14 protein-coding genes and 2 pseudogenes are annotated in these 13607 nt (G+C 65.3%); 8 read left to right on the forward strand and 8 right to left on the reverse strand.

Annotated elements, in window-relative coordinates:
* Positions 1 to 78: 78 nt before the first annotated feature.
* The gene (locus GKQ77_RS16300; protein ID WP_219689497.1) at positions 79 to 1122 is read left to right on the forward strand and encodes an SEC-C domain-containing protein; all 1044 of its coding nucleotides are present in this window, start codon (positions 79 to 81) and stop codon (positions 1120 to 1122) included.
* Between the two features lie 40 nt (positions 1123 to 1162).
* Positions 1163 to 1642 carry a very short patch repair endonuclease gene (locus GKQ77_RS16305; protein WP_372459896.1) on the forward strand — a complete coding sequence of 160 codons (480 nt, stop codon included), beginning with the start codon at positions 1163 to 1165 and terminating at the stop codon, positions 1640 to 1642.
* On the opposite strand, the gene GKQ77_RS16310 is transcribed toward GKQ77_RS16305, so the two are convergent.
* The 3 genes and pseudogenes from GKQ77_RS16310 to GKQ77_RS34280 all read right to left on the reverse strand — a co-directional run.
* On the reverse strand, positions 1553 to 2800 hold the full coding sequence (locus GKQ77_RS16310; RefSeq protein ID WP_219689499.1) for a DNA cytosine methyltransferase: 1248 nt from the start codon (positions 2798 to 2800) through the stop codon (positions 1553 to 1555). The genes GKQ77_RS16305 and GKQ77_RS16310 overlap by 90 nt on opposite strands.
* Positions 2801 to 2893: 93 nt before the next feature.
* The gene (locus GKQ77_RS33390; RefSeq protein WP_258021414.1) at positions 2894 to 3109 is read right to left on the reverse strand and encodes a hypothetical protein; all 216 of its coding nucleotides are present in this window, start codon (positions 3107 to 3109) and stop codon (positions 2894 to 2896) included.
* Positions 3110 to 3376: 267 nt separating this feature from the next.
* Positions 3377 to 3607 (reverse strand): annotated as a pseudogene (locus tag GKQ77_RS34280) (KpnI family restriction enzyme N-terminal domain-containing protein); the annotation flags it as partial.
* Between the two features lie 123 nt (positions 3608 to 3730).
* Between GKQ77_RS34280 and GKQ77_RS16320 the strand changes: the two are divergent.
* Positions 3731 to 4828, forward strand: a complete 1098-nt coding sequence (locus GKQ77_RS16320; protein ID WP_219689500.1) for a DNA cytosine methyltransferase — start codon at positions 3731 to 3733, stop codon at positions 4826 to 4828.
* 113 nt (positions 4829 to 4941) lie between these two features.
* Here GKQ77_RS16320 and GKQ77_RS34145 read toward each other — a convergent pair.
* The 4 genes and pseudogenes from GKQ77_RS34145 to GKQ77_RS16335 form a co-directional block, all read right to left on the reverse strand.
* Positions 4942 to 5574, reverse strand: a pseudogene (locus GKQ77_RS34145) (protein NO VEIN domain-containing protein); the annotation flags it as partial.
* Entirely contained in the window at positions 5456 to 7282 is a 1827-nt protein-coding gene (locus GKQ77_RS16325; protein ID WP_219689501.1) for a DEAD/DEAH box helicase, read from the reverse strand. The gene GKQ77_RS16325 and the pseudogene GKQ77_RS34145, both read right to left, overlap by 119 nt.
* The gene (locus GKQ77_RS16330) at positions 7279 to 8694 is read right to left on the reverse strand and encodes a ParB N-terminal domain-containing protein (RefSeq protein WP_219689502.1); all 1416 of its coding nucleotides are present in this window, start codon (positions 8692 to 8694) and stop codon (positions 7279 to 7281) included. Before GKQ77_RS16330 ends, GKQ77_RS16325 begins: the two co-directional genes overlap by 4 nt.
* Before the next feature lie 105 nt (positions 8695 to 8799).
* Complete coding sequence (locus GKQ77_RS16335; RefSeq protein WP_219689503.1) at positions 8800 to 9486, reverse strand: KpnI family restriction enzyme N-terminal domain-containing protein; 687 nt, start codon at positions 9484 to 9486, stop codon at positions 8800 to 8802.
* A gap of 325 nt (positions 9487 to 9811) precedes the next feature.
* Between GKQ77_RS16335 and GKQ77_RS16340 the strand changes: the two genes are divergently transcribed.
* Positions 9812 to 10507 (forward strand): hypothetical protein, encoded by a 696-nt coding sequence (locus tag GKQ77_RS16340; RefSeq protein WP_219689504.1) that lies wholly within the window; start codon positions 9812 to 9814, stop codon positions 10505 to 10507.
* A gap of 33 nt (positions 10508 to 10540) precedes the next feature.
* Here GKQ77_RS16340 and GKQ77_RS16345 read toward each other — a convergent pair whose 3' ends face one another.
* Positions 10541 to 11170 (reverse strand): ATP-binding protein, encoded by a 630-nt coding sequence (locus tag GKQ77_RS16345; RefSeq protein ID WP_219689505.1) that lies wholly within the window; start codon positions 11168 to 11170, stop codon positions 10541 to 10543.
* A gap of 216 nt (positions 11171 to 11386) precedes the next feature.
* Here GKQ77_RS16345 and GKQ77_RS16350 point away from each other — a divergent pair, with 216 nt between their 5' ends.
* From GKQ77_RS16350 to GKQ77_RS16365, 4 genes are all read left to right on the forward strand, one after another.
* Entirely contained in the window at positions 11387 to 12232 is an 846-nt protein-coding gene (locus GKQ77_RS16350; RefSeq protein WP_219689506.1) for a helix-turn-helix domain-containing protein, read from the forward strand.
* Positions 12232 to 12429: a DUF397 domain-containing protein gene (locus GKQ77_RS16355; RefSeq protein ID WP_219689507.1), complete on the forward strand. Its 198-nt coding sequence runs from the start codon at positions 12232 to 12234 to the stop codon at positions 12427 to 12429. Before GKQ77_RS16350 ends, GKQ77_RS16355 begins: the two co-directional genes overlap by 1 nt.
* A gap of 46 nt (positions 12430 to 12475) precedes the next feature.
* Positions 12476 to 12988 carry a nucleoside deaminase gene (locus tag GKQ77_RS16360; protein ID WP_219689508.1) on the forward strand — a complete coding sequence of 171 codons (513 nt, stop codon included), beginning with the start codon at positions 12476 to 12478 and terminating at the stop codon, positions 12986 to 12988.
* Between the two features lie 91 nt (positions 12989 to 13079).
* Positions 13080 to 13382, forward strand: a complete 303-nt coding sequence (locus GKQ77_RS16365) for a hypothetical protein (protein ID WP_219689509.1) — start codon at positions 13080 to 13082, stop codon at positions 13380 to 13382.
* Positions 13383 to 13607 lie beyond the last annotated feature (225 nt).

Below are 13607 nucleotides of genomic sequence, written 5' to 3' on the forward strand. Positions count from 1 at the left end.
CACCTGACCGGCCCGGGGTGGACCCGTAACAAACCGGGCCCTCCTGCAAGAGACCCGCTCGGCAGTACGGTGTCCCGTATGCGCCCCGACAAGCCTGCCGCCGCCGACCACGCCGACGCCGACCACATCGCCGAAGCCGCACGCCTGGAGCGCACGGCCGGCCTGTACCCGGAGGACGCCGAGCCGCTGCTCCTCCAAGCCGCCGCCCACCTCGAACTGGCCGGCGCCCGCGAGCGCGCGACGGCGCTCTACGACCGCCTGCTCTCCGCGAACGCCGAGCACCCCCCGGCCTCCCCCCTCCTCATCCGCGCGCTGAAGGCATCGAACCTCTGGGAGTACGGCCACGAGGCGGAGGCAAGGGCGATCATCGAGGGAGTCCGCGCGGCGGCCCCCAGGGACCCGGCGCCGTGGGTGATCGTGGCGGAGTCCCTGGAGTCCCACGACGAACTGGAACAGGCCCACGCCACATTCACCGAGGCGGCAACCCTCCTGCTCCCCCCGGAGACAGCAGACCCCGCATACGCGACGCACCCCCTCCTCTTCGGCCGCCACCGCGTACGCCGCCTGCTGGGCGCGGACCACGACGCGTGGGACACCCTGGCGGACCGCATCTCCACGGCCCCCGTCCCCCTGGACGAACTCCACGACCCGAAGCGCGTCTGGTCCCTGGGCTCGGAGAACCCCGCGGAACTCCGCGCGGAGATCGCCCGAATCCAGGCGGAGTTGGGCTCGTACAGGCAGGCCCTGTCGCGCCCCTTCCCGGTAGCGATCCTCCATTGGCCGGCCCCGGAACTGACGGAACTCCTGACGGCGTACCCGCCCCTCGCCGCCGAATACCCCTCCCACGAGGAGCACTTGGCGACAATAGAGTCCTCACTCCGCGAACTGGCCACCTCAGGCACCCCCAACCTGGGCATCGTCACAGGCACGGTCCCGTCCTACGAAGCCTTCGCAGCCTCAGAATCCGCGTCCCCGGAGGACCCGAACCTACTCCCCCAATACGCGACGACACTGGCGGCCCGGGGCCGAGCGGTGGCTTGGCCCCCTGAGCGGGATGGGAAGTGCTGGTGCGGATCTGGGGCGGCTTATGGGGCGTGCCATGGTGGTGGAAGCACCACCTGATGCCGTCCGCAGTTCTATAGCGCCGAAGGAAAGCGACGCCGTGCCCGAGAGCGAAGAGTGGACCCCTCCAGTGGGATCATGGGCCTCGTCGGCCGCTCGGCGGCGCAATATGCAGGCGATCCGGAGCAGAGATACCAAGCCTGAATGGCTGCTCCGGCGCCTGCTGCATGCCCAGGGGCTGCGGTACCGCGTCGCCGCGAAGCCCCTTCCGGGCCTCCGGCGGACAGCCGACATCGTATTCCGGCCTACGAAAGTCGCGGTCTTCATTGACGGCTGTTACTGGCACGGGTGCCCTGAGCACTACGTTCCGCCCAAGACGAATTCGGGCTACTGGTCAGAGAAAGTCGTCCGCAACATAAAGCGTGACCGCGATACCGATGAGCAGCTGTCAGCCGCCGGATGGACAGTTCTCCGCTTCTGGGAACACGAATCACCGGAGGAGTGCGCTGGCAGCGTCCTCCGCGTCGTCCTCGAGCGTCGGCAGGCTCTGCTGCACGGGGACCTCAGCGGCGACCAGTGAGGGATCGTCCTCCGGCTCAAAGGCAGGGCTTGGGTCCTCGAGTACCGGGCCCCTACGGGACAGCGCCTCATGGATGGCCTCGCCCACCGCCGCGGCGACCGGAGGCGGAAACGCATTGCCAACCTGACGGTAGCGTGCCGTCTTGCCCCCGCTGAACTCCCACGGCCCCTCAGGGTGCTCATCATCGGGGAAGCCCTGGATGATGGCAGCCTGCTGGACCGTGAGCTTAGGGCCCCTGGTCAGGTTACCGAGGTCCCTGTCGGGGTCGGCCATGCTCTCTTCGTCATTGGCTACACCCATGCCATCGATGCCCAGAGCTGCCCAGGCCCGCTTCGCCCGGGTCGGGCCAAGGTCCGCTCCGCCGTGCTTTTTGGACCCGCCCACCAGCGTCGGCGCGACAGTGCCGCGACTCGCGTCATCGTGCCACTTAATGAAACGTTCGCTACCCACTCCCAGCCGTCTTTCCATGCTGGGGCCCAGCGCGTCGACTACACGGCGCAGCTTTTTCTGAGGAACTGGCCAGTCAAAGCCGCGATACTCATCCTTGCGGATTGCCACCAGGATGGCACGGGGCCGGAGCTGAGGCACTCCATAATCCTGTGCGTGCAGAACGCGCCAGCCGCAGATGACGTAGTCGGCCTTGCGCAGTCGGTTCTTGATGTAGTTGCGGTAGTAGCGGAACTTGCGTTCTGGCTCCACCAGCCCCCGGACATTTTCGATCATCACCGCACGAGGCTGCAACTGCTCAACAAGCTCCAGCATGCGAGGGAAAAGGTCGCGCTCATCGTCCCGGCCCAGCTGAAGCCCCGCCGCCGAGAAGGGGGGGCAGGGCACGCCACCCGCAAGAAGATCAAGCTGCCGCGGGCGGAGCATCTGCTTCTGCCGACCAGATCCCGGCTTCACTCCGTGACTCTCGGGGTCAGGAACTTCCTTGAGTGGCTCGAACTTCGTGACGTCTGCCTCACGAATCAGGCAGTGATCCTTCTCCCAGGCCCACGACGGACGTGCCGCGATGTTCTTCCTCAGCGTCTCGGCAGCATGCTTGTCGATCTCCACCAGCGCGAGATGCCGGAAGCCAGCCTGGTGAAGCCCAACAGCTTGGCCGCCGGCCCCCGCGCAGATCTCGATCGAGGTCAGCTTGCGGTGGGCGGTCCCCATCGGCTCCTCCTGGTACGGCGAATTGCAGACACGCAAGTGTCGCATCCCTCCGGACCAGGAGGCACAGGACCGGCCGATTACCTCACAGAGGCGTCAGCTTCCCAAGAGACGGTCCAAGTCGCTCTGGAGCTCCTCCCTCATGACCGCCGGAAGCTGCCGGTACATCGCCCAGACCCTTTCCAGCTGGGACATGGCACGCCCGTCGGCCTTCATCCAGCTGAGCAACTCCTGCTTATCGCGCCTGCGCAACTCCGTCACCCGGTCCCAGACCTGCTCCTTGGTCATCTGCACCCCCGTGAGGTGCCTCACGGTCTCGTTGCAACGCGCGCACTCCGTAATCAGATCCTCAGCCTCGGCCGCACTGCCGGACCTGTGCGGATTTACGTGACCGACTGTGAGCCGTACGTGTGCGCTCGAATCATCCGCGTACGGCTCCCCTGCCGCATGCCCGCATCGGCGGCAGGCGTGGCCGTCCCGCTCAAACACCAGCCGCCGGGTCTTGGAACTGATCTGCCGAAGACCTGCCGCCCTGTGCTCGGGCTCCCAGACAGGGCGCCCGATCACCTCTAGGTACAGCTGGTCAGGCTGCAGGCTCGGCCGATCACGGTTGGTCCTGATCACCCATCCCGCGGGCCGCAGATCGCGCATGCGGCGGTCCACCTGCTCCGCCCCTTGAATCGCCGCGCGGAGCCTGGCCCTGGAGAAGACTCCACCCTCGCCGATCTCATCCCGAAGCCACAACGCGACCCGGATCCGCGTACCGAGCCCTTCATTCCGCCAGCTCAACCCTGATTCAACCACTCGCACGCCAATCGCTCAGACATTCCATACATGCCTCCATCGGATGGAAACCGTAGCTTGCCGCTACTTGCCGCGGCAAGTAGCGGCAAGCTGCTCTCGTCCCGAACCCCACGCCGATGAGGACCAGCTGTGCTTTACGAATCTGTCACGGCCAGTTACCGCACCTGTGTCGAACTGTGCTCTGGCGCCGGTGGCCAGGCTCTCGGTCTCGAGCAGGCCGGCTTCGCCCACCAGGCGCTCGTGGACTTGGACCACGACTCCTGTCTCACGCTGCGGCAGAACCGCCCGGACTGGAATGTCGTGCAAGCAGATATCCGGTCGGTCGAATGCTGGCGTATCGCGACGTCGGCTCGCCCCTGCCTCCTGGCGGCCGGCGTTCCATGCCCGCCGTTCTCGATCGCCGGCCGACAGCTGGGGCAGCGTGACGAGCGCGATCTGATCCCTGCGGTACTCGCCCTCATCCCGTCCGTCCAACCGAGGGCGATCCTCCTCGAGAACGTCAGAGGATTGCTCCAAGAGAAGTTCTCGGCCTACCGGGCTAACATCATCCGCGCCCTCTCTAACCTTGGCTACACCGCGGAATGGCGCCTTCTCTACGCCCGCGACTTCGGCGTTCCTCAGTTGAGGCCGCGCGCGGTCCTAGTGGGCCTGGAGAGACAGGCCTTCACTAACTTCCACTGGCCTACCGGGCTCACGCTCGTTACGGAGACGGTCCATGTAGGCGACGTTCTGCGCGAGTCAATGGCATCCAGGGGCTGGAAGCTCGCGGACGTCTGGGCCTCTCAAGCCCAGCGGATCGCGCCAACCCTGTGTGGTGGCTCGCGGAAGCATGGGGGCCCCGATCTGGGGCCTTCCCGGGCCAGAGAGGCCTGGGCGGAGATCGGGGTGAATGGCTCTAGCGTCGCCGACGAGCCGCCAGCGCCTCACGATCAGCTACCGGTGAGATTGACAGCGCCCCAACTCGCCCTGCTGCAGGGCTTTCCACCGGACTGGGCATTCACAGGAGGAAAGACATCCGTCTGCCGACAAGTAGGCAACGCGTTTCCACCACCCGTGGCACGAGCGGTCGGCCGCGCTATCGCAGAAGCGCTGGATGAAGCGGACACCTCTCTCCGGGACATCGATACTCCCCACAGCGGCAAAAGGGGGGATACCGATTCCGGGATGATCCACCTACCGCCACCCGTCACTAGGCCAGGAACCAGCGCGTGTCCAGGCACCGAATAGCGAGCAGACTCCCAAGAGCCCCTGCGGTCCTGGTCCCTGGGCGCCGCCTGGCAGAGCCAGTTCCTGTCGACCGTGACTAGATTCAGAGCCTCGCCCTGTCCGCCCACAAGCACCGCGGCGCAAATCCAGTCACCGTCTCCACGCATCACTTCGTACTCGTGTCGCGACAAGTGAACAACTAACCGGGTGGGGTCAGTCGTGGCCTTCACCTCGAGATGCGCCGTGTCACCCTCGCTCGATTCCACGTCGATATCAAACCCGAAGGAGTCAGAGACAGCTGCCACATGCACGATCCGACGAGCTCCGCCCATAGCGAGCATTTCCAGCACTGCCGCCTCACCCGCCATGCCGACAGCACGTCGAGCGGATGCGGCCTCCTCATTCCACTTGGCCCTTGAAATAGTCAACGGGGCAGTGCTGTCGCAGTTTTCACTTCCCTGAACCAGCACGACAGGCTGATCGCAGTTGTCCAAAAGCCCTCTCCCGCGTAGCCACGCGAGCCCTTCCGCGTACTGCGCTGGCGTCAGGTCCGCGTAGCCCGGATGGTGCGTGAACAGAGCCCTGGATCGGGGTACGTCCGCGATACGAAGCAGCTCCAGCCAGCGGAGCGCCGCTCGTCGCGTCCCTTCACCTAACGACATGAGAATCGATGTGCCGCAGGAGAGCGCGGACATCGGCCATGTCCATCCCTGCTGCGAGCGAGGGTTCCTCCTGAAGGTCCGCGAGCTGCTGAACGGATGGATCATCCAGAATTCTTCCCATGAACTCGAGCTTCTCCTTCAGCCGCAAGGCGACCACCTCGTCGATCGTCCCCTCAACCGCTAGTGCCGTGACCCGCGTCTCCGTTCCGGGTGCAAGTCCGAGTCGATGAATGCGGTCTAGGCTCTGAAGAAATCGGCCCGCCATAAAGTCGCGGTCAACATACACGGCGTCATGGCAGACGTGGTGAAGGCTGATGCCCTCGCCCAGGGTCGCGGGGTTAGAGAGAAGCACATGACAGTCAGGGTCTTCCCTGAACCGCTTGAGCTGCTCCTCGCGATCAGGCGTCCCTCCATGCACCACGGCTGGCTGGTAGGCGGAGAAGAGTCGCTCCATGGTGGTGATGCTCCGCACGAAGGTCGTCCATACCAGCGTCTTCCGTCCCAGAGCGGCATTCTCCGCGACGATACTCAGTGCTTCCTTGTATTTCGGGGAGAACTCATAGTCCGGCAACTGCTTGAGCAGGGAGTACAGGGAGTCCGTCTGCGGCACCTCCAAGGGCGGGACCCGGTAGTCGAGCGGCGCGTACCTGCTCTCCCCCTCCATGAGCAGGGCAGGACTGGTCGCCGCCATGAGCAGACGCAGCATGGCCTTGCCCAGAGCGTCGAAGTCTTCTCGTCCGGCCTCGGCCCGGGCGGTGTAGCGGCCGACGAGCGCGTCGTATACCTCTCGGTGCAGAGGTGGGAGGGCGACATAGCGGATGCGTGTCTCGAACGGAGGGAGACCGAGTTCGTTCTTAGTGGTCCGCGTAAAGAGCGGCCGCAGCACCGTACTCGCGTGGGCGAGGTCGCCACCGGACACAGCGTTGGTCACGACTCGGCGACCATGCCCGGGCCAGACGAAGGACAGAAGGTTCTCTAGGTCGCGTGCCCCGTTGGGGGCTGGTGTCCCAGTAAGGATGAGACGCCGACGGGCCAATGGCCCAAGTGCCATGCAGGCGCTGCCGTAGATGCCCCGTGCCCCGAGCTTCATACGATGCGCCTCGTCAAGGATAATCATCGACGGGGCGCCGCGGAGCCAGGTCGCAAGTGCAGCCAGGGAACGGTCGAGTCTTTCGTAATTCACGATGAGGACGTCCGTCCCCGGACCAGGCATGCGCTCCATAACCCGGGCAGCGAGCGGCTCCTTGAAACACGCCGCGCTTTCAAAAGTCCAGGACTCGTAGGCAGACTTGGGGCTCACCACGAGCAGCCTTCCCACATCTCCCCGTTCCCGCATCGCGGCGAATACCGCGAGTCCGACTCGGGTCTTGCCAGCGCCCGGAACCGAGAAGTTCGCACCATGCTGTAGCGACAGGAGGCGTGCGATATCTCGCCGCTGAAAATCGGTGAGATCGGCGCTCCACTCAGGACCGAGCTGGTCCAGGACTGTGTCTGGTGTGACGGCGGGCACCGCGTCAGGGTGCTCAAGCCATTGCTCGGCTCGCTCGGCATCGTCAAGGACGCTTCCGACGAGGGCGGCTAGCTCCTCTTCCCATTCAACGTCCGGCGAAGGCCAAACAGTCAGCGCCTCAAGTCCCGTAAGGAAGTCATCGAGGTCGACCTCGACTGACAGCAGAGAGCGCTGACCGGCAGCGGGGAAACGTGCCGCCAGTTTGGCGAAGTCACCTTCACGCCCCTGCGCGGCGCGGAGAACGGCACGCGTGCGGGTGACATCGGAAGCGATACGCAGTGACGGTTCCGCGGGCGCGGTCACGCGCGCTCCTGCCTGACCGATTCGCGGAGCCACGAGACACCGTCGCCCGGCGCCTTGATGCTGCGGTGGGTCGCTACCGCGAGTTTGGTCAGAGTCTCACGGAGGGAGAGGACCGCCTCGTCGAATGCCTCTTCGTCGAGGCTCCCAGACGCCCTGGCCAGCGTGAGGTCGGTGATGCACTGCTCGATGTCCTGGCAGGCATCGGTAATGCGGTCCTGTGCCGCCTGCTTACGCTTGCGGACCCGGGCATCCTTGCCTGCTGGATCCAGAGCCTTCTCGACTGCCTCGCGAGCGGCACCGAATGTCTCGGTGGCTGTCTTGCTTCGCTCGGTGAGCAGCCCGTCCTCCGCGGTCTCTACTGCCTTGGCCTTCAGGATCGTGTCCGTCAGGGCCTTGGCCTGGGCGACCTTGGGCGCGGCCGATTTCATAGTGCGGTTAAGCCCCGGAATCGTTACTGCGGCGGGAGCCTCGCTCTCGGTCTTCATCGTGTCCGGCAGCTTTTTGTCCAGGTAGCGGTCCCTGAAGTCAGGTTCGATCAGCCGTACGTCGGTCTTGGAGAACCCCAGAACGATGGCCGCGAGCCTCGTCTCCTTGAGAACCTCCGCACTGTCCTTGCTCACCGCGGATTCCTTGACGTAGCGGCGGTAGAGCTCGCGAAGCTTCTCCTGATGCTGCTCGAAATCCAGCAGCCGCAGCTTCGCACCGCCGTCCTTGGACCGTTCGATCAGATCGCGGAGGCATGTGAGGATCCACAGATCCTGCTCACATGTGCTGGCACGGATCCGGAACTCCCGCGCCACGTCAGCCAGCGTACGACCCATGAGGTGCTGCTCTTCCATGGCCAGCAGCCGGTTAATGTACGAGTAGTCGCGCCGCTGGTCTGGCCGGAGCTGGAGGGACAGCTCAACCGCATTGATGTCGTCCCATGTGCACGACTCTGGCAGCACACCGACCCGGATGTTCGCGACGCCCAGTTTCTTGAGGGCCGCGCGACGGGTGTTTCCGTTGACCAGAATGCCGTCTCGTGTGATGAGCCCAGGCTCGTTCTGCCGGTAGACGCGGAGGCTCTCCATCAGCTCGTCGAAGTCGGGGTCCCTCTTGGACGGGTCCGCCGGCAGCATCTGCAACAGGTAGTGCAGGTAATCCTGGCTCTTCGGTGCCCAGGGTTCTGCGTCAAGCAGCTTGTCCTGCTCGGGATCGTGGCTCCGCTGGGCGCGGACGCGGTGCGTACCTGGGTTGTAGTAGAGCGAATCCACCGGCATGTCGATAACCTCGACGAACAGCGGCTGGGTACGCCACTCGACGGTGAGTGTCTCCTTGACCCCGTTTCCGCCCTCGATTTCCTTCAGCCGCTGTTCGACCAGCACCCTATTCTCTTCCGCCAGCGGCGGTCGGCCGAAATTCTTGCTCACCAGATTCTCCTAAGAGGCGTCAAGGTTGTTAACTTTGCCCGAGAACTATCCGCCCGAGGGGAAGGCGTTTCGGCCGCCAGGGGGCGCCGAAAGGATTGCGCTGCCCTACTCAGACGGCGGCTTCAGGGCGTGGCGGACCTTCGCCCTTGACTCTTCGGGGAGTGCCCGGTAGTCGGCCCAGAACGACTCCGCCGCACTGAACTCCCGCTGATCGCGCTCCATCCAGGACGAAAGCATCCTGCGATCCAGGCCGCTGAGGCCCTCGGCACGCTTCAACATTTCCCCGAGGTCCGCCGTCACCGCACCGCGCCCGCCCACCCGGCACCGGTTGCACTCGGCTACGAGCTCCGTCTTCTCGGTACCGTCGGGCTGCCGCACCACCCGGCGGGCGATGTCGATCTGAGCCGCCTCCTGGCCGCCGGCATAAAGCTCACCCGGGGCGATGCCGCACGCCCTGCAGAAGTGGCCGTCCTGTGCGAGCACTTCACGTCGTCGGGTCTGAGTGATCGAGGTGCCAGGGCGTGTGCCCTTACCGGGCTGCCACACCGGCTCACCCTGCTTCACGAAACGCTGCTCGTGCTGGCCGAGAGAGGCGTCCTCCCTGTTCGTACTGATCAGCCAGCCGTGGTCACGCAGGTCCCGCACCCGCCGGTCGGCCTGACTGACCCCGGGGAAAGCCGCCTTCACGTCCTCCTTGGTGAAGACGTTCCCTTCACCCACCACGGTCACCAACCACAAGCCGGCACGCTTCATGGTGCCGAGCTTCGGGTCCCTCCACGACGGCATGTCCACCTCGTACCCCTTTCGTCAGGTCTCCTGCGTTCTACCGAAGCCCCGAGCGATTCGGCTTCAGCCAGCACTAGAACCCTGACCCAGGGCTAACGGAAAAATCCAGCCCAGACGACGAGTTGCAGCACTGCAAGATGTTGCACTGCCGCAATCAACGAAATCCCTATTCAACCCGGCCGCAGGCCGAGCAGTATGGAAGGTCTACACGAACTTCGAGCATCGGTGGCGAAGGGCTGGCATGACCAGACGACCCGTACGCAGAATCACCCAACACGGCGACCCGGTACCGCGAATCAGGGAGGCGTTCTTCGCTGCCTTCAGTGAGGTCGTGGAGACCGTGGCCGTGCCCCACAAGGTGATCGCGAACAAGGCGGGCGTAGGCCTGTCCAGCATCTCTTGCTACAAGGGTGAGCGCGTGCCGGAGGAGCCAGGGCCGCTTGAGCGCATCTACAAAGTTCTGGATGAGGAAGCACGGACACGCGACCTGAGGTTGCCGCACTCACTGCCGCACCTCCTCGCCCTTCGAACGGCTGCCACGGTCGAGAGAACCGATCCCGACGCCGCCGCACAGGTCCTTGCTTCCCTGCTGCGGCGGCCGGCTTCCGAGGCCTGGTTACGCGGTCGTAAAAGGCGCCTGCTGCACGCCCGCAGAAAAGCCGCACGCTTGCCGGTACCGGCGAAGGTGCCGGTCCCCCGGCAAACGGGGGACCGGCACCTTGCTCCAGCCAAGCACTCCGCCGAAATCGCCGACTATCTCCGCCACGTGGCTGCGGGCCGGTTCCGGCATGCGCAATTCATCGCTTGGATGCTGGGCATCAACCTGGACGCCCAGGAGTTTCCACGGGCGATCGCCTCGTTCCGGACCGCTGGAGCGGAAGAGGGGATTGAGGCGATGCTCCATGCCGCTGCCGACCGCGACGACATCCAGCTGCCCATCGACATCGCTGTGACCCTGCTTGAAGAGGGACAAGTCACCGACGCCCAGACCATATTGGGGGCCATCCGCACTGCTACAAACCCGTGAGCTGCCCGTGCCGGCACAACAGGCGTCTACTACCTACGCCGCGCCGGCCTCCTCCTCGAAGTGCATCTGCGCCCGGTCAAGCGTCTGCTCCGGGTCCCCTCCCTGCGCCAGCAGCCAATGAAGCAGGTCGGCGATCACGTCCGTGGCTGCCTCCTCGAGAACTGCGAAAGTCGGCGACACGGCATAACTCGCGTCGGCCACTCGCCGATACTCCTCAAGCACCAGCGCGGCACGCCGTACCCGCACGCAGTGGCGGGCCGGCTCAATAGAGAGCTCGCACCACACAGCCTTTCCTGTCGCTGTGAGCAGGGTGCCCCACTCCTCGCACAGGGAGACCAGCAAGTGGAGGCCCCGCCCGCATTCCGCTTCCCCGCACACGTCACTCAGGGCCGGCATCATACGGCTCTTGTCGTGCACCTCCATCCGGAGGCGGTCACCACTCGCTTCGAGGATCAAGGTCGCCGGCGCACCTTCACCCACGTGCTTGATGACGTTCGTCGCCAGTTCGGTTGCTACCAGGCCGGCCTCGTCGGTGACGCTTCGAGCACCCCATTGCTCCAACTTGCCCTTCACCGCCTTACGGAGCTGATGCACTTCCGTCGGCGCCGCTTCAAACGGCAAGACGCAACGCAGGCGCCTTGCACCCGCTTCGTACAAGGGCATGGAGAGACTCCCTCCCGGGCCACGCAGCGCTGCGCCTGCCGTATCTGTACGGCTACACCGCGTAGTGAACTGGAGCGAGCATGGCACAGAGAAGTCTCGCTGTGTAACTTCTCACGGGCATCGTTCGAGTGAATCCGCTAGAACACCAACTCGTCGCCCACATAGCCTGCTTGCGGCGCCTCAGGGCCGGGTGCCCGGCCTCCCGGGAGGAGCTTGATGTCACTACGAACCACCACACGCCGCCGCCAGCTAGGCGCCATGATGCGAAAGCTGCGGGCCCGCAAGGGCCTGACCCTTGAGGAAGCTGGCACCCTCGTTGGGGTGTCCAAGGCAACGGTCAGCCGGTATGAGACCCAGGCCGGCCCCGTCAAGTGGCTCGTGGTCGATGCTCTTTGCCGCGAGTACTCGGCGAGCGATGCCGAACGCCGCGCTGTCGTAGCTCTCGCGAAGGATGCCAGGCAGCAGGGATGGTGGAGATCGTTCACTGACTCTATCCCCGAGAGCATGAACCTCCTGCTCACGCTCGAGGACGAAGCAGTACGTGAGGACCACTTCTCGTGCGTCTACGTGCCGGGACTGCTCCAGACACGCGCCTACAGCACCGCGGTCCAGCACGCCAACGAAATGCGGCTCGCCCCAGCGGAGATCGAGCGGCTCGTAGACATCCGTATGAAGCGGCAGGAGGTCCTGAACCGCGCGAAGCCCCCTCGGCTGTGGGCCATCCTCGACGAGTCGGTCATCCGTCGCGTCGTGGGCTCCCCCTCGGCCATGAAGGAACAACTCGACCGCCTTCTCGAAGCGAACGAGTCACCCGGCATCACACTCCAGGTCCTGCCTTTCTCTAAGGGGGCTCACTCCGCGGCGCTCGGAAGTTTTGTGATCATCGGCGGCACCGAACCAGCGCTGGACGTCGTGTACGTCGACCTCCACACTGGCTCGCTTTTCCTGGAGAAGGACGAGGAACTGGAGCGCTACCGACTTGCGTTCGACTATCTCCGCGCACAAGCGTTGGACATGGAAGCTTCTTCATCCATGATTCAGCGCGTCCGCGAGGAGCTGTAATGCCTGTTGAGTGTCTGCCCCCCTCGGTCCTCCCGTGGTTCAAGTCGTCCTACAGCGGCGGCAACACCACCGAGTGCGTGGAGGCGGCGTTCATCTCGCACGGCGTCCTCATACGTGACTCCAAGCAACCCGATGGCCCCTGCCTCCTGATCTCCTCCGTAGCCTGGGACCAGTTCATCGTGGCCGCCGCCATCTGACTCCACATGCCCGATGTGCCGTGATACGTATGAGAAGAGAAGACCCTTGCCCTACGCCCCCGAGAACGACCAGGACCGCAAGTTCCTCAACCACGCCATCGCCAACTCCCGCCGCGCGCTGGAAGACGGCGGCAAGAAACCCTTCGGGGCCGTTCTCGTCGTGGGTGGGGAAGTGGTGGGGGACGGAGTGAACTCCGTCGTCGAGTTGAATGATCCCACCGCGCATGCCGAAGTCATGGCTCTGCGGGACGCGGGGCGGCGGCTCGGGCGGTACTCCTTTGGCGACGGGGTGCTTTACGCGAGCAGTGAACCCTGCCCCATGTGTCTCGTCGCCTGTTACTGGGCCGGGATTCCGCGGGTCGTCTACGGCGCCACCACGCACGACGCCGCCGCCAACGGACACGAGGACCTGCGGTTCTACCGCGACGTCGCGTTGCCCGGCGCCGAGCGGCGGCTGGTGGACGAGGTGTCCGTCGACGGTGCGCCGCGCTCGGCCGCCGTGGATGTTCTCGCCGCGTGGGCGGCGGCGCAGCCCGGCCCCGTGGAACCGAAGTTCTGACGCATCCCGCTCCCCGGGTTCCGGGTGCCGCGCGTTAGCCTCGGGCCAGGAAGAAAGACATTAGGGACGTACCACCGAAAGGCGGGCCATCATGGCGAAGATTCCGGGAGCGGTCGTGGCGGCCGGCGGGCTGGTCGGCGGGTACAGCGTCGCTCGGTTCACCAAGAAGCGGCCCCTGGGCGGCGTGGTGCTCGCCGCTGCCGGGGGTGTCGCCGCTCGGCAGTGGCAGCAGGTCGCCAGGGGGAAGGCCGCCGCCGCGCTCAGTGCCGTTTACCTCGCCGGGTTCGCCGGGTCGCATCCGTTGGCCAAGAAGGTCGGTGCCTGGCCCTCCGTCCTCGGGGTCGCGGGGGTTGTAGGAGGCGTCTCGTATCTGGTTGCTGATCGGCAGGGGTGAGCTGGGGTTTGGGTTCGCGGAGATCGGACGTTCGAGTGCCCCGCGCTCTTTTGGCGTGTCCTGTGATCATCCGGCGGGTCCAGCGCGCGTGAGGCGGCGTTTGCTGGGCACTCTGGAGGAGTTCTCTCAGCGTTGAGAGAGCCGTCGCCAAGGCCGCGCGAGCCGCGGGCCGGCGACGTGGGAACAGCGGAAGGAGCCGCCCGCCATGACCGCGTCGCCCACGCC

Source organism: Streptomyces anatolicus, from assembly GCF_019400875.1.
Taxonomy (GTDB): domain Bacteria; phylum Actinomycetota; class Actinomycetes; order Streptomycetales; family Streptomycetaceae; genus Streptomyces; species Streptomyces anatolicus.

Coding starts and splice junctions, on each gene's coding strand:
- GKQ77_RS16310 (WP_219689499.1), bottom strand. CDS start 2,800: ATGGGGACCGCCCACCGCAAGCTGACCTCGATCGAGATCTGCGCGGGG.
- GKQ77_RS16350 (WP_219689506.1), top strand. CDS start 11,387: ATGTCACTACGAACCACCACACGCCGCCGCCAGCTAGGCGCCATGATG.
- GKQ77_RS16345 (WP_219689505.1), bottom strand. CDS start 11,170: ATGCCCTTGTACGAAGCGGGTGCAAGGCGCCTGCGTTGCGTCTTGCCG.
- GKQ77_RS16300 (WP_219689497.1), top strand. CDS start 79: ATGCGCCCCGACAAGCCTGCCGCCGCCGACCACGCCGACGCCGACCAC.
- GKQ77_RS16355 (WP_219689507.1), top strand. CDS start 12,232: ATGCCTGTTGAGTGTCTGCCCCCCTCGGTCCTCCCGTGGTTCAAGTCG.
- GKQ77_RS16365 (WP_219689509.1), top strand. CDS start 13,080: ATGGCGAAGATTCCGGGAGCGGTCGTGGCGGCCGGCGGGCTGGTCGGC.